The organism is Pseudoduganella aquatica (genome assembly GCF_009857595.1).
Taxonomy (GTDB): domain Bacteria; phylum Pseudomonadota; class Gammaproteobacteria; order Burkholderiales; family Burkholderiaceae_D; genus Rugamonas; species Rugamonas aquatica_A.
This window is the reverse complement of the sequence record NZ_WWCU01000002.1, coordinates 243803-261473: the sequence shown is the minus strand read 5'-3', so window position 1 is coordinate 261473 and position 17671 is coordinate 243803. Positions and strand designations below refer to the sequence as shown.

The 17671-nt window shown below is 65.2% G+C and carries 17 protein-coding genes and 1 pseudogene; 12 read left to right on the top strand and 6 right to left on the bottom strand.

What is annotated here, in order from left to right; genetic code table 11:
- Positions 1-79 precede the first annotated feature (79 nt).
- Positions 80-2416 carry an FdhF/YdeP family oxidoreductase gene (locus GTP77_RS03045; protein WP_161070797.1) on the top strand — a complete coding sequence of 779 codons (2337 nt, stop codon included), beginning with the start codon at positions 80-82 and terminating at the stop codon, positions 2414-2416.
- Here GTP77_RS03045 and GTP77_RS30480 read toward each other — a convergent pair.
- From GTP77_RS30480 to GTP77_RS03035, 3 genes and pseudogenes are all read right to left on the bottom strand, one after another.
- Entirely contained in the window at positions 2373-3797 is a 1425-nt protein-coding gene (locus GTP77_RS30480; protein WP_371869320.1) for a carboxymuconolactone decarboxylase family protein, read from the bottom strand. The two genes, GTP77_RS03045 and GTP77_RS30480, sit on opposite strands and share 44 nt — an antisense overlap.
- Positions 3789-4094: pseudogene (locus GTP77_RS31195) on the bottom strand (carboxymuconolactone decarboxylase family protein); the annotation flags it as partial. The gene GTP77_RS30480 and the pseudogene GTP77_RS31195, both read right to left, overlap by 9 nt.
- A gap of 28 nt (positions 4095-4122) precedes the next feature.
- A complete protein-coding gene (locus GTP77_RS03035) occupies positions 4123-5118 on the bottom strand; it encodes an aldo/keto reductase (protein ID WP_161070682.1) in 996 nt (331 codons plus the stop codon).
- A gap of 91 nt (positions 5119-5209) precedes the next feature.
- On the opposite strand from GTP77_RS03035, the gene GTP77_RS03030 reads away from it, so the two are divergent.
- From GTP77_RS03030 to GTP77_RS03020, 3 genes are all read left to right on the top strand, one after another.
- Entirely contained in the window at positions 5210-6106 is an 897-nt protein-coding gene (locus tag GTP77_RS03030; RefSeq protein WP_161070681.1) for a LysR family transcriptional regulator, read from the top strand.
- The gene (locus GTP77_RS03025; protein WP_161070680.1) at positions 6107-6553 is read left to right on the top strand and encodes a GNAT family N-acetyltransferase; all 447 of its coding nucleotides are present in this window, start codon (positions 6107-6109) and stop codon (positions 6551-6553) included.
- 265 nt (positions 6554-6818) lie between these two features.
- Complete coding sequence (locus GTP77_RS03020) at positions 6819-7244, top strand: 3'-5' exoribonuclease (protein ID WP_161070679.1); 426 nt, start codon at positions 6819-6821, stop codon at positions 7242-7244.
- Between the two features lie 612 nt (positions 7245-7856).
- Here GTP77_RS03020 and GTP77_RS03015 read toward each other — a convergent pair.
- The 3 genes from GTP77_RS03015 to GTP77_RS03005 all read right to left on the bottom strand — a co-directional run bounded on the left by GTP77_RS03015 (position 7857) and on the right by GTP77_RS03005 (position 10251).
- Entirely contained in the window at positions 7857-8648 is a 792-nt protein-coding gene (locus GTP77_RS03015) for an SDR family NAD(P)-dependent oxidoreductase (protein WP_161070678.1), read from the bottom strand.
- Positions 8649-8768: 120 nt separating this feature from the next.
- Complete coding sequence (locus GTP77_RS03010) at positions 8769-9572, bottom strand: substrate-binding periplasmic protein (protein WP_161070677.1); 804 nt, start codon at positions 9570-9572, stop codon at positions 8769-8771.
- A 16-nt stretch (positions 9573-9588) separates the two neighbouring features.
- Positions 9589-10251 carry a GntR family transcriptional regulator gene (locus GTP77_RS03005; protein WP_161070676.1) on the bottom strand — a complete coding sequence of 221 codons (663 nt, stop codon included), beginning with the start codon at positions 10249-10251 and terminating at the stop codon, positions 9589-9591.
- Between the two features lie 129 nt (positions 10252-10380).
- Here GTP77_RS03005 and GTP77_RS03000 point away from each other — a divergent pair, with 129 nt between their 5' ends.
- The 8 genes from GTP77_RS03000 to mdcG are packed head-to-tail and all read left to right on the top strand — an operon-like array spanning position 10381 to position 17657.
- The gene (locus tag GTP77_RS03000; RefSeq protein WP_161070675.1) at positions 10381-11424 is read left to right on the top strand and encodes a TRAP transporter substrate-binding protein; all 1044 of its coding nucleotides are present in this window, start codon (positions 10381-10383) and stop codon (positions 11422-11424) included.
- Positions 11421-11981: a TRAP transporter small permease gene (locus tag GTP77_RS02995; protein ID WP_161070674.1), complete on the top strand. Its 561-nt coding sequence runs from the start codon at positions 11421-11423 to the stop codon at positions 11979-11981. The genes GTP77_RS03000 and GTP77_RS02995 overlap by 4 nt, the downstream gene beginning before the upstream one ends.
- Positions 11978-13327, top strand: a complete 1350-nt coding sequence (locus GTP77_RS02990) for a TRAP transporter large permease (protein WP_161070673.1) — start codon at positions 11978-11980, stop codon at positions 13325-13327. The genes GTP77_RS02995 and GTP77_RS02990 overlap by 4 nt, the downstream gene beginning before the upstream one ends.
- On the top strand, positions 13324-15006 hold the full coding sequence (gene mdcA / locus GTP77_RS02985; protein ID WP_229202051.1) for a malonate decarboxylase subunit alpha: 1683 nt from the start codon (positions 13324-13326) through the stop codon (positions 15004-15006). Before GTP77_RS02990 ends, mdcA begins: the two co-directional genes overlap by 4 nt.
- A gap of 30 nt (positions 15007-15036) precedes the next feature.
- On the top strand, positions 15037-15351 hold the full coding sequence (mdcC, locus tag GTP77_RS02980) for a malonate decarboxylase acyl carrier protein (RefSeq protein WP_161070672.1): 315 nt from the start codon (positions 15037-15039) through the stop codon (positions 15349-15351).
- Positions 15348-16247 (top strand): biotin-independent malonate decarboxylase subunit beta, encoded by a 900-nt coding sequence (locus GTP77_RS02975; RefSeq protein ID WP_161070671.1) that lies wholly within the window; start codon positions 15348-15350, stop codon positions 16245-16247. The genes mdcC and GTP77_RS02975 overlap by 4 nt, the downstream gene beginning before the upstream one ends.
- A complete protein-coding gene (mdcE, locus tag GTP77_RS02970; RefSeq protein WP_161070670.1) occupies positions 16247-16963 on the top strand; it encodes a biotin-independent malonate decarboxylase subunit gamma in 717 nt (238 codons plus the stop codon). Before GTP77_RS02975 ends, mdcE begins: the two co-directional genes overlap by 1 nt.
- Positions 16944-17657, top strand: coding sequence for a malonate decarboxylase holo-[acyl-carrier-protein] synthase (mdcG, locus tag GTP77_RS02965; protein WP_161070669.1), 714 nt, complete (start codon positions 16944-16946; stop codon positions 17655-17657). The genes mdcE and mdcG overlap by 20 nt, the downstream gene beginning before the upstream one ends.
- Positions 17658-17671 lie beyond the last annotated feature (14 nt).

Genomic DNA, 17671 nt, shown 5'->3' with positions numbered 1-17671 from the left:
TCTGTACACCCTGCCCGGCCGCCGCTGCGGCGACACTGGAAGCTCGCAACAAGAGGAGCATCAAGTGAAACAACTCGGCATGGCAAACAAGGGCCACGTGGCGCCATACACCAACCCGGCCGGCGGCTGGGGCGCGCTCAAATACGTGGCGCTCAACCTGTACCGCGAGCGCGTGGGCGCCGGCAAGCTGACCACGCTGCTGGCGCAAAACCAGCCGGACGGATTCGACTGCCCCGGCTGCGCCTGGCCGGACCGCAACCACGCGTCCACCTTCGAATTCTGCGAAAACGGCGTGAAGGCCGTCGCCGCCGAAGCCACCAGCAAACGCGTGCGGCCCGACTTCTTCGCCCGCCACACGGTCGAAGAGCTGCTCCAGCAATCGGACTACGAACTGGAACAGCACGGCCGCCTGACCGCTCCCATGATGTACGACCGCGCCTCCGGCAAATACGTGCCCATCCCATGGGACCGGGCCTTCGCCCTCATCGCCACGCACTTGCAGGCGCTGGACGATCCCGACCAGGCCGCGTTCTACACCTCCGGCCGCGCCAGCAACGAGGCGGCCTTCCTGTACCAGCTGTTTGCGCGTATGTATGGCACCAACAACTTCCCCGACTGTTCCAACATGTGCCACGAGGCCACCAGCCGCGGCCTGCCGCACACGGTGGGCGTGGGCAAAGGCACCGTCTTGCTGGACGACTTTGAACTGGCGGACGCCATCCTGATCTTCGGCCAGAACCCGGCCACCAACCACCCGCGCATGATGGGCGAGCTGCATGCTTGCGCCAAGCGCGGCGCCGCCATCGTCTCCATCAACCCGCTCAAGGAGCGCGGCCTGGAGCGCTTCCAGGACCCGCAAAGTCCCGGCGCAATGCTGCTCAACTCCAGCACCCGCATCAGCTCCCTGTTCGTGCAGCCGCGCCTGGGCGGCGACTTCGCGCTGATCAAGGCCGTGGCCAAGCGCGTGCTCGAACTGGACGACAAGGCCGCCGCCACCGGCGGTCCGCGCGTGCTCGACAGCGCCTTTATCGACGCCCACACGCAGGGCTTCGGCGCCTTCGCGCGCGACCTGCGCGCCGAAAGCTGGCCCCTGCTGCTGGAAGAATCCGGCGTGGCGCGCGAGCAGATAGAACGCCTGACCCAGGTCTATGTCCGCAGCGAGCGCGTGATCGCCTGCTGGGGCATGGGCCTGACCCAGCACCGCAACTCCGTGGCGGCCATACAGATGCTGTCCAACCTCATGATGATGCGCGGGAATATCGGCCGCCCCGGCGCCGGCCTGTGCCCGGTGCGCGGCCACTCCAACGTGCAGGGCGACCGTACCGTGGGCATAGACGAGCAGCCCACGCCGGCATTCCTGGACCGGCTGCAGCACGTATTCGGCTTCGAACCTCCGCGCCGTCACGGCTACGACGTGGTGGCCACCATCGAAGCCATGCGCGCCGGGCGCGTGAAAGTGTTCATTGGCCTGGGCGGCAACTTCGCCATGGCCACGCCGGACACGCCGCTCACCTGGCAAGGCCTGCGCCAGTGCGCGCTGACCGTGCACGTAGCCACCAAGCTCAATCGCAGCCACCTGGTGCACGGCCACGACGCGCTGATCCTGCCCACGCTGGGCCGCACCGAGACCGACCTGCAAAACGGCGTGGCGCAAGGCGTCACCGTGGAAGACTCCATGAGCATGGTGCACATCTCCTACGGCATCAACCAGCCCGCCTCGCCTGCGCTGCTGTCCGAAGTGGCCATCGTGGCGCGCATGGCGCACGCCGCGCTGGGCAGCGGCACCGTGGACTGGCTGGCGCGCGCCGCCAACTACGCCCTGATCCGCGACGACATTGAAAAAGTCTTCGACGGCTTCCACGACTACAACGCGCGCGTGGCCAAGCCCGGCGGCTTCCACCTGAAAGTGGCCTCGCGCGAGCGCGAGTGGGACACGCCGGGCGCCAAGGCGCAATTCCTCGTCAACGCCATCGAGCGCGACACGCCGCTGCACCGCGCCCGCAAGCAGCACGGCGAACGCCTGCTGACCATGATGACCATGCGCTCGCACGACCAGTACAACACCACCATCTACGGCCTGGACGACCGCTATCGCGGCGTGTTCGGCCTGCGCCGCGTGGTCTTCATCAACAAGGAAGACCTGCGCATGCTGGGCTTGCAGTCCGGCGGCATGGTGGACATCACCAGCGTGTGGGACGACGGCGTGGAGCGCCGTGCCGACGGCTTCCTGCTGGTGGAATACGACATTCCGCGCGGCTGCGTGGGCGCCTACTACCCCGAGACCAACCCGCTGGTGCCGCTGGCCAGCGTGGCGACAGGCGCGAGCACGCCCACCTCCAAATCCATCCCGGTGCTGCTGCACCCTGCCGGCTTCAGCGTCCGTCCAGCTTCTTCTGCTCCAGGAAGCGGGACATAAGGTCCGCGATCTGGACATTGTTCAGGTCCGAAAACGGAAAGTGCGTATTGCCCCGTATGCCCAGTTCCGGCAAGTGCACCAGCGTGGCGTCACCGCCGTGGCGGTTCACTGCATCGCGCCACAAGCGCGCCATCGCCAGCCGCACGCGCCAATTGTCCTGCCCGGGATTGGCATGGGGCTGCTCCGGAATATTGTCGCCGAAGTAGATGACGATGGGGATGCGCGTCAGGCGCTTGAAGTCCGCCAGCGGCACGCCGGAGGCTTCCAGCGGCCCCGCCGCGCTGGGCATGGCCGGCGGCACTTCGCCTTCGGGGAAGATAAAGCCGCTGCCCGGCTCATACGCGACGATGGCGCGCACGTTGGCATTCTTGATGGCGGTGCGCCATCCCGGCCCGCCGCTTTGCGAATGCGTGACCAGGATGGCGGGGCCGGTCTTGTCCAGCGCGGCAGACACCGCATCCGACACCACGCCCATATCGAACGGCCCCGTATTGGGCGTCATGGCGCGGAAGTACTGGTTCAATGCCTCGGGCTCGCGCGGGAACTGCACGCCGTCGAAGTAGCCCGGCCAGGCGCCGATGCGGAACATATTGAACCAGACCTGCTCGTCCGGCGTTGCGGGCACCGTGGCGCTCACGGTACTGCGGCCCGCCGCGCCCCGCCTCGGCTGGTCCAGCACATACACGCCGTAGCCGCGCCGCAGGAAGATATTCTGATAGCCTTCGCGCCCATCGGCCGTGGTGCCCCATGTTTTGGAGAACTGGCCCGCGCCATGCCACATCACCAGCGGCAGCTTACGCGCGTTTGGCGGGATCTGGTAGAACACATAGGCGTGGTCGCCATGCAGGGTCTCGCCTGCGGGACCGGTCACTACCGTGCCGCCTGCCGCAAAGCTGCCCTGCGATTGCACCAGCAGCGGCTCGGTCTGGCGCGTTTCGGCCGCCGCTGCGGGACGGGCGCGGCTGGCGAATACATCCGCCACTATCGGCACGGCAGAAAAGGCCTTGGGCCAGCCTGCATAAAATGCAATATGGTTGATCAGCGCGGAAATCTGCGCCTGCGTCAGCCCATTGTCCATGCCGATGTTCAGATGGGACGGCAGCTGGCCCGCCTGCCCCGTCGCCATCAGCGCGCTGATGGTAACCAGGCTGCGGTCGCGCGGCGCCAGGCCGGGCCGCAGCCAGAGGTCATTGAACAGCAGCTCTGTCGTATCCCTGACCAATCCGGGCGCAATGGGTCCGGCGCTTTTCTCCACCCGGGCTGCACGCTTCGCCTCTGCCGCCGCGTCGATGGCCAGCAATTTGGGCGACGCTGCAGGCAGCTGCTTCGCGCCTATGCCGCGCGCGGCGAAGACTTTGCTCGTTGGCGCCACCGCCGCCATAGCATCGCCCCAGCCGGAATAGAACGCCAGGTGCGTGATGATCTCGGAGATTTCGCCCGCCTGGACGCCGCTGTCGAGCGCCCGGTTCAGGTAGCGTGGCAGCTCGGCGGACTGGTTGCGCGCGATTAGTATCGCCAGCGTAGCGATGCTGCGCTCGCGCGGCGCCAGGTCCGGCTGGCGCCACAGCTTGTCCAGTGCGTCCCGGCTGTACTTCTCCAGCGCGGGCGACACCGACGCCGTGCGCGGAGCCGCATCGGCAGCGCACGCGACGTTGACGCCGAATGCCAGCGCGAGCATGGCGCCCGCCAGTTTTTTCATGTCCATGTCAGAGCCCGGTCATCGCCAGAGAGCCTGCGGGCAGGCGCTCGCCCTGCAAAGGAATGGCGGCAAGCCCGAGGACGATCGCGCTCAGATCATCCGCATTCAGCTCCACGCCGGTGGCGCCCAGGTTCTCTTGCAGGCGATGCAGCTTGGTGGTGCCGGGAATAGGAACGATCCACGGCTTCTGCGCCAGCAGCCACGCCAGCGCGATCTGCGCCGGCGTGGCCCCCTTGCGCGCGGCGATCCTGCGCACCAGTTCAACCAGCGCCAGGTTCGCGCGGCGCGCTTCGGGTGCGAAACGCGGCACGCTGTTGCGGAAGTCGCTGCTGTCAAACGTGGTGTGCTCGCCGATCTGGCCGGTGAGGAAACCCGCGCCCAGCGGGCTGAATGGCACAAAGCCTATGCCCAGTTCCTCCAGCAGCGGCAGGATCTCGCGCTCGGCGTCGCGCCACCACAGCGAGTATTCGCTTTGCACCGCGGCCAGCGGCTGGACGGCATGCGCGCGGCGTATCGTCTGCGCACCGGCCTCGGACAAGCCGAAATGCCGCACCTTGCCCGCCTTGATCAGCTCCCCCACGGCGCCAGCCACGTCCTCAATCGGCACGGCCGGATCAACGCGGTGCTGATAGAACAGATCGATGGTGTCCGTGCGCAGCCGCCTGAGCGACGCCTCCGCCACCGCCCGGATATGCTCGGGGCGGCTGTTCAAGCCGCCGCGCCGCTCGCCCGTCTGCAGATCGACATCGAAGCCGAACTTGGTCGCTATGACAACGCGGCTGCGCAGCGGCGCCAGCGCCTCGCCCACCAGCTTCTCGTTGCTGAACGGGCCATATACCTCGGCCGTATCGAACAGCGTCACGCCCTGCTCGACGGCGGCTCGGATCAGCTCGATCATCTCCTGCTTGTCGGCCGCCGGCCCATATCCCGAGCTCATGCTCATGCAGCCCAGGCCCAGTGCGGACACCTCCAGATTACTGCTTCCCAGCATACGTGTATTCATATCGCGTTCCTCCATTGCACGTAATGTAAGGGATGCTACTATGCGTGAATAGACGGCAAATTTAGCTAGAACCAATTAGTTAAACTAATTAATGGCGCATATCAACTATAACGACTTGCTCGCCTTTGTTGCGGTGGCAAAGGAAGGCAGCTTTACCAGGGCGGCGGCCAAGATGGGCGTGTCGCAGTCCGCCCTCAGCCAGACTATCCGGGGGCTGGAAGAGCAGCTGGGACTGCGGCTGCTGGTCCGCACCACGCGCAGCGTGTCCCCGACCGAAGCGGGCGAGCACATGCTGCGCACCGTGGCGCCGCGCTTCGACGAGATAGACGCCGAATTGGCGCTGCTGAGCGAACAGCGCCTGAAACCGGCCGGCACCATCCGCATCAGCGCCGGCGAGCACTCCGCGCTCACCGTGCTGCACCCCGCGCTGGCCAGGCTGATACCGGAATACCCGGACATCAACGTCGAAGTCATGGTTGAAAACGGCCTGACCGACATCGTGGCCGCGCGCTACGACGCGGGTGTGCGGCTGGGGGACCAGGTGGCCAAGGACATGATCGCCGTCAAAATCAGCGGCCCGATCCGCATGGCAGTCGTCGCCTCGCCCGCCTACCTCGCCACCCGCCCAGCCCCGCAAACGCCGCACGACCTGACCCAGCACAACTGCATCAACATCCGCCTGCCTACGCTCGGCGGCTTGTACCCCTGGGAATTCGAGATGGACGGGCGCGAACTCAAAGTGCGGGTCGAAGGCCAACTCATCTTCAACACCCTGGGCCAGCGCCTGCACGCAGTGCTGGACGGGCTAGGCGTTGCGTGTGTGCCGGAAGACCAGGTGCAAGCACTGATCACCGAAGGCCGCCTGGTCCGCCTGCTCACCGAATGGTGCCCCTACTACGACGGCTACCATCTCTACTACCCCAGCCGCCGCCACCCTTCGGCGGCGTTCAGTTTGCTGGTGGAAGCGCTGCGATACCGAGGAGCTTAGATGCAAATACGATCCTATGAAGAACGGGACTTTGATGGCGTCGCTGAGGTGTACGCGAACGCGAAGCTTGATGAACTCAGGTTTGAGGCGCAGCCCTTCGTTCTGGCGCCGCTCAAGGAAGACGCCATCATTCTGGCCGCGTTCAAGGCATCCAACGTGCTCGTCTGCGACGACAATGGCATCATCGGTTTCGCTGCAAGCGTTCCAGGCCTGCTGCGAGCCTTGTTCGTGCATTCGGACGCACGTGGGCGCGGCGCAGGCAGCGCGCTGCTGAAGGCCGTGCTCGAAAAGGAAGACGGGCCGCTCTCATTGAACGTCGCAAAGTCCAACGAACCGGCAATAGCCTTCTATGAGAAGTTCGGCTTCGTCTCCGACGTAGAAACAATCAGGAAATACAGTGACATAGACATCGTCTATCGCAAAATGGATCGCCTTCGGCCAACATGAACGAGAGATAGCGAATCGCGAGAGGAGCCAGTACTGGCTTTGGTGCGCCAGATGGGTTACCAGTGATGCCAACATCGGCAAGCGTCCACGTAAGGCACATGGTCATCAAGATATTCGCTGTTGATTTCATTCACCACCACGTATCTGCCACTCACCCGTGATTACGCGCCATTGGTCGGATACTCTGCCCAATGCCAATGCCGTGGCTCTACAGTAAGCGGATTGCCATCGCATAGAAGATGGCGACACTTACAGAGGATATACCATGCGAACCAAATTCTTTGCAGCATTACTGGCCTGCTGCACGCTCACCGCCGCCACCGCCACGGCATCCGACCGGCAAATTCCTGCTACCGGCCTACAAGATTTTCAAGGTCAATACGACCTGGTCGATGGCTGCCTGCTGAATATCACGCACCGTGGCAATCGGCTTATGATGCAGCTGGAGAATCAACCCGAAGCCGAGATTGTGGCAATCGGCTCTGCGGCGTTCGTGACTAAATCCGGGCGAGTAAGGCTTGAATTCGTTCAGTACGCAAATGGGAACGTGCCAGCTGTGCGCGTGATTGATACCTCGGGTGCAAGTCAGCATAGTTGCCAACATCCCGCTCCACACTTACGCACCGGTTCTCACCTTGTACCCAAGACCGTGTCGGCTCCAAACGGGCTGCCGCCATCTAGAATTAACTAATGCCGTCCGGGCCTCACTGGACTTCTGCTCACGCATTTGGGAAGTCCGGTGTTGGTCGCAATCAGTCCCCATAAACGCGGGATAAATCGGGCGCGGCAACTAAAGTGTATGGGTCGTGCGAACGACATTACTGTTTACAAATTGCTGGACATTGCTGGTTCCCCACTATCGTGGCATTGCAAGCCCCGCCTGCCCCCCGATAACAGACGCCGCCTGGCCCTGAATCTCGCGGGCCGCCTGGGCCTGCATATAGTGGCCCACCTGGCCCGGCGTACATGGGACCGCCGGGACCGGCATACATCGGTCCGCCTGGCCCCGCGTAACAAGCGCCGCCGGGAGACGTCGAGCAAGACAAGCCAACTTCTCCGGAAGCTGCCGGCTGTGTTTGCGTAGTCGTGCAACCAGAAAAACCGATGGCGAAAATCAGCACCAGGGATGACTTAAGAAATTTCATCAGACGCCTAAATGTAAGTTGCGAGAAAAAGAATTTCGCGTCCGGCCGCCCTACTCCTTCGCACAGTGTAGGTGTTTACTCTGCGAGAATGTTCACCCTTTGTCACAGCGATGATAATTCAGGCAAGTTTGGCAGCTACCTTGCCTGGTCGCCCTGCCCTAGAACGCGCTCTTCACCACGCCGCCGTCGACGCGAAGCGCCGCGCCGGTGGTTGCCGACGCGAGCGGACTGGCCACGTAGGCCACGAGCGAGGCCACTTCCTGCGGCGTGCCGAAGCGCTTGATCAGCGACGTCGGGCGCACGTGCTCGAAGAATTCCGCCTCGACCTGCTCGAAGGTCTTGTCGCTGGCGTTTGCCATGTCCTGCACGAAGTCGCCAACGCCGCGCGATTTCGTCGGGCCGGGGAGGATGCTGTTGACCGTGATCCCCGTGCCGGCGACCGACTCTGCGAGTCCGCGCGAAACCGCGATTTGCGCGGTCTTGGACATGCCGTAGTGGATCATCTCGGTGGGGATCTGTATCCCGCTTTCGCTCGAAATGAAGATGATGCGCCCCCAGTTCGCCCGCTTCATCTCCGGCAGCACCAGGCGCGCAAGGCGGACGCCGCTCAGCACGTTCACGTCAAAGAAGCGCTGCCAGTCTTCGTCGGGAATATCTTCAAAGGCCTTGGGTTCGAAGATGCCGAGGTTGTTGACGAGAATATTGATACCAGCGAAGCGGCGAGCAACGTCATTCGCCGCCTCGGCCTGGCTGAGGTCACCGGCATAGCCCTGGACCGTGCCCTGCGTCTCCGCGCGTATGCGCTCCACCGCCTCATCCACGCCCGCCTGCGACCTGCCGTTGACGATAACGCTGGCCCCCTCCTGCGCGAGCGTGTGCGCGATCGCGTAGCCGATACCGGCCGTGCTTCCGCTCACCAGGGCCAATTTTCCTTTGAGTTGCAAGTCCATGCCGATTCTCCTGAGTTAATCGCCGAAGATGCCGCGAGGATGCGGCCCACGCCGGTGCCCGCCATCTCGGCTGCGATCCACTCTATCAAGAAGTCTCGCCCGCATCCTCTCCCGCTTGGCCTATAACGGCACGCTGACGCCGTAGCGCCGTCCAAGCTCCTGAAGCGCGCCGCGCGCGGCCAACTGGTTCAGCACGTGGTCAAACTGGGTGCGCAACTCGTCGAATGCCGCCAGTTTCGGGAAGGCCAGATAGGCAATTTCGGTGGTGATTAAAGGAGCCAGCACCGCAACCTTGCCCTGCATTCCAAGCGACGCCACCACCGGGTCGGTATCGCGGCGGTCGGTGGCGAACAGGTCCACACGACGGTGGAACAGCATGTTCAAACCATTTTCCACCGTGTTCGACACGCTCAGCAGCAAGCCAGGGCGCGCCTGGTCGAAGGCCGCGCCATAGGCCCAGCCGTTCAAGGCCACGATGCGTTTGCCAGCCAGGGCATTGTAGTCGCCGCCCCAGGCTATCATGCTGTCGGTGCGCGCATAAAACGCCAGCTGGTCCTCAAAAAAGGCGCGGCTGGAAAAGGCCATGGCCAGCATGCGCTCGGCCGACTTGTACGGGCCAATCAAGATGTCTGCCTGTCCCTGCTTGAGCATCTGCTGCGCCCGCGCCCACGGGTAGATTTCGAAGCGCAAGGTATAGCCCAGCTGGAGGGCGATGATACGCACCAGCTCCGCCCCCATGCCGCCCATACCGCCATCCGGCCCGGGCTCGTAGATGCGCTGAAAACGTGTGCCTACCACCCGCAGCTCGCGGCCCGGCGCCGCATCGCTGCCGGCAGCGCGCGCGCATGCGCCGCCCAGCAAGCTCGTACACGCCGCCAGCAGCAAGGCGCGCCTGGTACGGGAAGTCGATTTGGACGTTTCCATATGCGCCGGCGCAAGCCTAGGCAGCCTGCTTGCCCAGCTGCGGCAGCGACGCCATCAAATCCGAGAAGCGCTGCCCCTGTATCATCACGTGCTCGCGCAGCAGTTCGGCGGCTTTGTCGCCGTCGCCGCTGATGATGGCTTGCACCACGCCGTCATGCTCGGCATAGGAATTGGACAGGCGGTTGCGCACCCTGAGCTGCAAGCGCCGGTAGGGACGCAAACGCCGGTACAGGCTGCGCGCCTGCTCGATCAGGAACTGGTTGTGGCTGCCCGCGTAGATGGCTTCGTGGAAAGCCTCGTTCCGGTAGTAATAGTCGTCCGGCCCCTGCGAGTCCAGCGCTTCCTTGCACGCCTGGTGCGCCGCCTGCAGCGCCTGCTGCTCCTCCACCGTCATGCGCCGCGCGGCCAGCCGGCCGCAGGTCGCCTCCAGCTCGGACATCACCTCAAACATCTCCACCAGCTGCTGCGGCCCCAGTTCGGCCACAATGGCGCCGCGCCGCGGCCGTATCACCACCACGCCCATGGACGCCAGCTGTATCAGCGCTTCGCGTATCGGCGTGCGCGACACCTCGAAGCGCGCCGCCAGCTCGGTCTCGTCCAAATGCTGCCCCGGGGAGAGCGTGCCTACGGCGATCATTTCTTCCAGCGCTTCGCGCAATTCTGTGGATCGGTTCTTCATGGCAATGGAATTTCCTGTATGTAGGCCTTCATTATAGGAGCGATTTTTAACTTGACAATGCATGCAGTGCATATATTCTTGTATACACAAAAAGAGGAATTGCATATTTCAACCACCTTGGAGGATGACATGACTGGAATGACACGCAGGACCGCACTAAGCACCTTGGGCAAACTCGGCACTGTGGGCGCGCTGGCAGGCAGCCCCTTCCTGATGTCCAGCGCCTGGGCGCAAGCCACCACGCTGAAGATCTCGCACCAGTTCCCCGGCGGCACGCTGACCGAAGGCGACTTCCGAGACCGTCTCACGCGCATGTTTGCCGCCGAGGTGGAAAAGCGCAGCAAGGGCGCGCTCAAGTTCGCCATCTACCCCGGCTCCTCCCTGATGAAGACCAACGCCCAGTTCTCGGCCATGCGCAAAGGCGCGCTGGACCTGTCGCTGGTGCCGCTGTCGTATGCGGGCGGCGAGGTGCCGGAAGTGAATATCGGCCTGATGCCCGGCCTGGTCACCTCCTACGAACAGGGCTACAGCTGGAAGAACGCGGAAGTGGGCAAGGAGCTCGCCCGCATCCTGTACGACAAGGGCATTGTGGTGGTGAGCTGGATCTGGCAGGCCGGCGGCGTGGCCTCGCGCACCAAGCCGGTAGTGGAACCGGAGGACGCGAAAGGCATGAAGATACGCGGCGGCTCGCGCGAAATGGACCTGATACTGAAAGCCGCCGGCGCCGCCGTGGTGTCGCTGCCGTCCAATGAAATCTACGCCGCCATGCAGACCGGCGCCATGGACGCCGCCCTCACCTCTTCCACCTCGCTGATCTCCTTCCGCCTGGAAGAAGTGTCCAAAGCCTTGACCACGGGACGCGGCAACGCCTACTGGTTCATGTTCGAGCCACTGATGATGTCCCGCGCGGTGTTCGACAAGCTGCCGAAAGACCAGCAAGCCACCATCCTCGCCGTGGGCGCCGACATGGAAACCTTCGCCCTGAAAGCCGCGCAGGAAGACGACGCGCAAGTGGCCGCCGTGTACCAGAAATCCGGCGCCAAGGTGGTGGACCTGAACGCGGCCACCGTCAAGCGCTGGCAGGCCATCGCCCGCACCACCGCGTGGAAAGACTACGGCGAGAAAAACGAAAACTGCGCCAAACTGCTGAAACTCGCCGAGAAAACGCTATGAGCCACGGTTTTGAACTCAAAGCCGCGCCCGGCCCCGCAGTGCCGGACAACGCGGCCCTGGCCGGCGCCTCAGGCCTGCTCAACAAGCTGAATAAAGCGCTGCTCACGCTATCCATGTGCGCGCTGATACTGACGGCGCTCATCCTCACCTACTCGGTGGTGTCGCGCTACTTCTTCAACGCACCGACCGACTGGCAGGACGAAGCCTCGGTGTTCATGCTGGTGGGCGTCACCTTCTCCTGCGCAGCCTATGTGCAGTCCTATCGCGGCCATATCGGCATTGAAGCGCTGGCCGGGCTGCTGCCCGCGCGCGTGAACGCCGCCCGGCTGTTCTTCGTCGACCTGCTGTCCATGCTGTTCTGCGCCTTCTTCTCCTGGAAGTCCTGGACGCTGTGGCACGAAGCCTATGTGGACGGCCAGACCACCACCTCCACCTTCGCCCCGCCGCTCTGGATCCCCTACGGCATGATGGCCCTCGGCATGACGCTGCTCACGCTGCAGCTGCTGCTGCAAACGGCCGCGCGCCTGAGCGACAAACCCACGGAGACCGCACCATGAGCGAACTGACCCTGGGCGCCCTGTACGGCGCCGTCACCCTGGTGGTGATGTTCTCGGGCATGCCCATCGCCTTCGCGCTGGGCGTGGTGGCCACCGGCTTTATGTACTTCTTCATGCCGTCCTCCTCGCTGGACACGGTCACGCAGAACGTGTACGAGGAAATGGCCTCCATCACCCTGCTGTCCATCCCGCTGTTCATCATGAAGGGCGCGGCCATCGGCAAATCGCCTGCGGGGCGCGACCTGTACGGCGCCATCCACGCCTGGCTGCACAAGGTGCCGGGCGGCCTGGGTATCGCCAATGTGTTCGCCTGCGCGCTGTTCGCCGCCATGGCCGGCTCCTCGCCCGCCACCTGCTCGGCCATCGGTTCGGCCGGCATCCCCGAAATGCGCAAGCGCGGCTACTCGCCCGGTTTCGCCGCCGGCATTATCGCGGCTGGCGGCACGCTGGGCATTCTGCTGCCGCCCTCCATCACCATGATCCTGTACGCGGTGGCGGCCGAGCAGTCGCTGGGCCGATTGTTCCTGGCCGGCATAGGCCCCGGCGTCCTGCTGGTGGTGCTGTTCGCCAGCTACGCCGTGCACCGCGCCCGCAAGGAATACAAGCTCGCGCTGGACATCTACGAAAAAGGCGGCGAAAAAGCGGCTAGCCTGCATGACGAACACTTCACGCTGGCGCAAAAAGTGGAGATGCTGCCGCGCGTGCTTCCTTTCCTGGTGCTGCTCATCGGCGTGATGGTGGCGCTGTACGGCGGCTTCGCCACGCCGTCCGAGACGGCCGGCCTGGGCGCGCTGCTGGCCCTGGTGCTGATCGCCATCGTCTACCGCGTGTGGCGGCCGAAAGACCTCGCGCCCATCCTCACCTCCACCATCAAGGAATCGACGATGCTGCTGATGATCATTGGCATGTCGCTGTTCTATTCCTATGTGATGAGCTATCTGCACATCAGCCAGTCCGCTGCCAGCTGGGTGGTCGGCATGCACCTGTCCAAATGGCTGCTGCTCGCGGTGATCCTGCTGATGGTGATCGTGCTGGGCTTCTTCCTGCCGCCGGTATCGATTATCCTGATGACGGCCCCCATCATCCTGCCGCCGCTGAAAGCCGCCGGCTTCGACCTGATCTGGTTCGGCATCGTCATGACGGTGGTGATGGAAATGGGCCTGATCCACCCGCCGGTGGGGCTGAACATCTTCGTCATCAAGAATATTGCGCCGGACATTCCGCTCAAGGACGTGATCTGGGGAGTGGCGCCATTCGTGGTGCTGATGTTCGTGGCGGTGATCCTGCTATGCCTGTTCCCCGCCATTGCAACGGGCCTGCCGGATATGATGATGGGAGCTAAATGATGAATGCGCCGGTGAACGCACCCTCGCGCGCCTGGGATACCTTGCAGCGCAACCGCGCGCAGCGCCTGGAGCGGGCCGCCGCCGCGCTGGGCGCTGAACTGGACGGCAAAAGCCTGCCCGCCGCCCGCATTGCGGACCTGTTCTACGCGGTGCTGGAATGCGGCGACCGGGTCTGCATCGAAGGGAACAACCAGAAGCAGGCCGATTTCCTGGCCCAGGCGCTGGCCAAGCTGGACCCGGCGCGCGTCAACGGCCTGCACATGCTGCAGTCCGTGCTGACCCTGCCGGAGCACCTGGACGTGTTCGAGCGCGGCGTGGCCTCCAAGCTGGACTTCTCCTTCTCCGGCCAGCAGGCGGGCCGCGTGGCCAAGCTGCTGTCGGCGGGGAAGCTCAACATCGGCGCCATCCACACCTATCTGGAACTGTTCAGCCGCTACTTCATCGACCTGCCGCCGCGCGTATGCATGGTGGCGGCCGAAGCGGCGGACCGCCACGGCAACCTGTACACCGGTCCCAACACGGAAGACACGCCGCCCATCGTCGAAGCCACCGCCTTCAAGAACGGCATCGTCATCGTGCAGGTGAACCGCATCATGGACACGCTGCCTCGCGTGGACATACCCGGCGACTGGGTGGATTTCGTGGTGCAGTCGCCGCGCCCCTATTACATCGAACCGCTGTTCACGCGCGACCCCGCGCTGATCTCCGAAATCCAGGTGCTGATGGCGATGATGGCCATCAAAGGCATCTACGCCGAGTACGGCGTGCAGCGGCTCAACCACGGCATCGGCTTCGACACCGCAGCGATCGAACTGCTGCTGCCCACCTACGCCGCCTCGCTCGGCCTGAAAGGCAAGATAGGCAAGCACTGGGCGCTCAACCCCCACCCAGCGCTGATACCCGCCATCGAAGCCGGCTTCGTCGAATCAGTGCACTCCTTCGGCTCGGAACTGGGCATGGAAGACTACATCCGCGCCCGGCCCGACGTGTTCGCGGTGGGAGCGGACGGCTCCATGCGCAGCAACCGCGCGCTGTGCCAGGCCGCCGGCCATTATGCTTGCGACATGTTCATCGGCTCCACCCTGCAGATCGACCTGCAAGGCAACTCCTCCACCGCCACGCTGGGCCGCATTGCAGGCTTCGGCGGCGCCCCCAACATGGGCGCGGACGCGCGCGGACGCCGCCACGCCAGCCCCGCATGGATCAAGGCGGGCCAGCAGGCGCGCGCAGGCCGCAACATGATCCCGCGCGGCCAGAAGCTGGTGGTGCAGATGGTGGAAACCTTCCGCGAGCACATGCACCCGGCCTTCGTGGAAAAGCTGGACGCATGGGAACTGGCCAAACAAGCCAAGATGGAGCTGCCGCCGGTGATGATCTACGGCGACGACGTGACCCACATCCTGACCGAAGAAGGCATCGCCAACCTGCTGCTGTGCCGCAGCGACGAAGAACGGGAGCAAGCCATACGCGGCGTGGCGGGCTACACGCCGGTGGGCCTGGGCCGCGACCGGCGCATGGTGGAGAACCTGCGCGACCGTGGCGTGATACAGCGGCCCGAAGACATCGGCGTCGACAAGCGCCTCGCCACGCGCGACCTGCTCGCGGCGCGAAACATGAAAGACCTGGTGCGCGCATCCGGCGGCTTGTACGACCCGCCGCAGCGCTTCCGCAACTGGTAGGCCACAAGACTTAAGGCATAAGGCAAGGACATGGAAACTCTAACGTACCGCTTTGAAAACGGCAGCCGCAGCCTGCCGGCCGGGCCGCAGGTGGTGGGCGTGGTCGGCTCCGGCAACCTCGAAGTACTCATCGAATCGGCCCCGCTGGCCGGCGCCTGCGAGATACAGATCACCACCGCCGCCGTCGGCTTCGGCGCCATCTGGGAAGCCGTCATGCGCGACTTCCACCAGCGCTGGCCGCTGGCGGACGCCCGCATCGCCATCAACGACGTGGGCGCCACGCCCGCCGTGGTCAGCCTGCGGCTGGACCAGGCCGTCGAAACCATGCTGGGGACCACGCCATGAACAACAGCAGCAGCTACCAAGAGGCCAGCGCCCGCGAACGCCTGCTCCAGCTGGTCGACGCGGGCAGCTTTGAAGAACTCATCGGCCCCGCCCAGCGCGTGGTCAGCCCCCACCTGGGCCAACTCAACGCCCCCGTCGCCTTCGACGACGGCGTCGCCATCGGCCGCGCGCGGCTGGACGGCATGCCCATCTTCGTCGCCGCGCAGGAAGGCGGCTTCATGGGCGGCGCGGTGGGCGAAGTCCACGGCGCCAAACTCACCGGCCTGCTGCGGCGCGCGCTCGACGAACGCCCGCAAGCCGTGGTGCTGCTGATCGAATCGGGCGGCGTGCGGCTGCACGAAGCCAACGCCGGCCTGATCGCCGTGGCCGAAGTCATGCGCGCCGTGCTGGACGCGCGGGCGGCGGGCATCCCCGTCATCGCCCTGGTGGGCGGCGCCAACGGCGCCTTCGGCGGCATGGGCATCGTGGCGCGCTGCACCAACGCCGTCATCATGTCCGAAGAAGCGCGGCTCTCCATGTCCGGCCCCGAAGTGATCGAAACCGCCAACGGCGTGGAAGAATTCGACTCGCGCGACCGCGCCCTGGTGTGGCGCACCACCGGCGGCAAGCACCGCTACCTGATGGGCGACTGCCAGGCCATCGTGCCAGACGCCATCGGCGCCTTCCGCGCCGCCGCCATCGAAGCCATCGCCCGGCAGAGCGCCCCCGAACTGACACTGCAAGCACTCGAACAGGAGCAAGCCATGCTCACCGACCGCATCGCCCGCTACGGCGCGCTGCCCGACCCGGCCGACATCTGGACCGAGATGGGCATGCCCGACGCAGCCAACATCGCCATGCTGGACATCGCCCCCTTCAAAGCGGCAGCGGCAGGCCGCCGCGCAGGAGGCCAATAATGGACTGGCAAACCCTGGCAACAGACCTGTTCCCCCAAGGCCACGCCATCACCGAGCAAGACCAGTTCCTGTCCGGCAGCGCGCAAGTGGACGGCGCCACGGTAGCCGTCATCGGCACCACCGGCCACGCCCCCATCGGCATCGAAATCGCGCTGGCGCAAGCGCAGGCCGTGCTGGCCACGGTGCGCGAGCACCCCGGCCGGCCCATCGTCATGCTGGTCGACACCCAGGGCCAGCGCCTGCGCCACCGCGACGAAATGCTGGGCATCAATAGCTACATGGCCCACCTGGGCAAATGCGTGGACCTCGCGCGCCGGCGCGGCCACAAGATCGTCGCGCTGGTGTACGACCAGGCGCTGTCGGGCGGCTTCATCACCAGCGGCCTGATGGCCGACACCTGCCACGCCCTGCCCGCCGCCACCATCCGCGTGATGGGCCTGCCCGCCATGGCCCGCATCACCAAGGTGCCGGAAGAAGTGCTCACCGAGCTGGCGCGCAGCAACCCCGTATTCGCCCCCGGCCCGGAAAACTACCTGCGCATGGGCGGCATCGAATCGATCTGGGACGGCAGCCTGGCCGAGCAGCTGGCGCAAGCGCTGCGCGCCCCCGCCGGCGCCGACGTACGGGCCGAACTGGGGCGCCAGCGCGGCGGCCGCAAGCTCGCGCAGCCCATCATCCAAGCCATCCTTGGCGGCCATGATGTACAAGCGGCATGACCTGATCTGGCTCACCCGCGCCGGCTGGCAAGCGGCGCTCGCCGCCCAGCCCGCGCAGGAAGCCGTGCTGCGCCACTGGCGGGACGAGGACTGGCCCGTCGTCGTGCGGCGGCGCGAGCCCGGCATCGGCAGCGCAGCGGCATCGGCGGCGAAAGCAGCCACGGACGTAGCCGAACCCGAAAGCGAAGCCGGGCAGGACGTCTTCGCCGGCATCGCCCTCCCGCCCGACTCCACCGGCGCCAAGCCGCGCATCGCCCTGCGCGTCGCGGCCGCGCACATCGAACGCAGCACCGCCCCGCTCACGCTCAAAGCCGCCCGGCCCGCGCTGCCGGCGCACTGGCGTCCCGGCTACACCGAACTGCAGCGCCTGTCGGCCGGGCTGGACCTGCGCGTCTACGGCTCCCTCGCCTGGCAAGCCCTGACCAGCCTGCGCTGCCTGACGGACAGCTCCGACATCGACATCCTGTTCCGCCCCCTCACCCGGCAACAATTGCAAGCCGGCCTGGCGCTGCTGTCCGGCGCCGCGCACGGCCTGCCGCTGGACGGCGAAATCATGTTCCCATCCGGACAAGCCGTCTCCTGGAAAGAATGGCTGAGCGCCAGCGCCGCCCAGGCGCGCGTGCTCGTCAAAACCACAGACAGCGTCCACCTCGCCGCCCCCGACGAGCTGCTCGCCACCCTGAGGCCCGCATGACCCCCGCCCTCCCT

What these genes read in the sequence shown, in the direction of transcription:
- GTP77_RS03045 (WP_161070797.1), top strand. Translation starts at nt 80, where the DNA reads ATGGCAAACAAGGGCCACGTGGCGCCATACACCAACCCGGCCGGCGGC.
- GTP77_RS30480 (WP_371869320.1), bottom strand. Translation starts at nt 3,797, where the DNA reads ATGGCGGCGGTGGCGCCAACGAGCAAAGTCTTCGCCGCGCGCGGCATA.
- GTP77_RS03035 (WP_161070682.1), bottom strand. Translation starts at nt 5,118, where the DNA reads ATGAATACACGTATGCTGGGAAGCAGTAATCTGGAGGTGTCCGCACTG.
- GTP77_RS03030 (WP_161070681.1), top strand. Translation starts at nt 5,210, where the DNA reads ATGGCGCATATCAACTATAACGACTTGCTCGCCTTTGTTGCGGTGGCA.
- GTP77_RS03025 (WP_161070680.1), top strand. Translation starts at nt 6,107, where the DNA reads ATGCAAATACGATCCTATGAAGAACGGGACTTTGATGGCGTCGCTGAG.
- GTP77_RS03020 (WP_161070679.1), top strand. Translation starts at nt 6,819, where the DNA reads ATGCGAACCAAATTCTTTGCAGCATTACTGGCCTGCTGCACGCTCACC.
- GTP77_RS03015 (WP_161070678.1), bottom strand. Translation starts at nt 8,648, where the DNA reads ATGGACTTGCAACTCAAAGGAAAATTGGCCCTGGTGAGCGGAAGCACG.
- GTP77_RS03010 (WP_161070677.1), bottom strand. Translation starts at nt 9,572, where the DNA reads ATGGAAACGTCCAAATCGACTTCCCGTACCAGGCGCGCCTTGCTGCTG.
- GTP77_RS03005 (WP_161070676.1), bottom strand. Translation starts at nt 10,251, where the DNA reads ATGAAGAACCGATCCACAGAATTGCGCGAAGCGCTGGAAGAAATGATC.
- GTP77_RS03000 (WP_161070675.1), top strand. Translation starts at nt 10,381, where the DNA reads ATGACTGGAATGACACGCAGGACCGCACTAAGCACCTTGGGCAAACTC.
- GTP77_RS02995 (WP_161070674.1), top strand. Translation starts at nt 11,421, where the DNA reads ATGAGCCACGGTTTTGAACTCAAAGCCGCGCCCGGCCCCGCAGTGCCG.
- GTP77_RS02990 (WP_161070673.1), top strand. Translation starts at nt 11,978, where the DNA reads ATGAGCGAACTGACCCTGGGCGCCCTGTACGGCGCCGTCACCCTGGTG.
- mdcA (WP_229202051.1), top strand. Translation starts at nt 13,324, where the DNA reads ATGATGAATGCGCCGGTGAACGCACCCTCGCGCGCCTGGGATACCTTG.
- mdcC (WP_161070672.1), top strand. Translation starts at nt 15,037, where the DNA reads ATGGAAACTCTAACGTACCGCTTTGAAAACGGCAGCCGCAGCCTGCCG.
- GTP77_RS02975 (WP_161070671.1), top strand. Translation starts at nt 15,348, where the DNA reads ATGAACAACAGCAGCAGCTACCAAGAGGCCAGCGCCCGCGAACGCCTG.
- mdcE (WP_161070670.1), top strand. Translation starts at nt 16,247, where the DNA reads ATGGACTGGCAAACCCTGGCAACAGACCTGTTCCCCCAAGGCCACGCC.
- mdcG (WP_161070669.1), top strand. Translation starts at nt 16,944, where the DNA reads ATGATGTACAAGCGGCATGACCTGATCTGGCTCACCCGCGCCGGCTGG.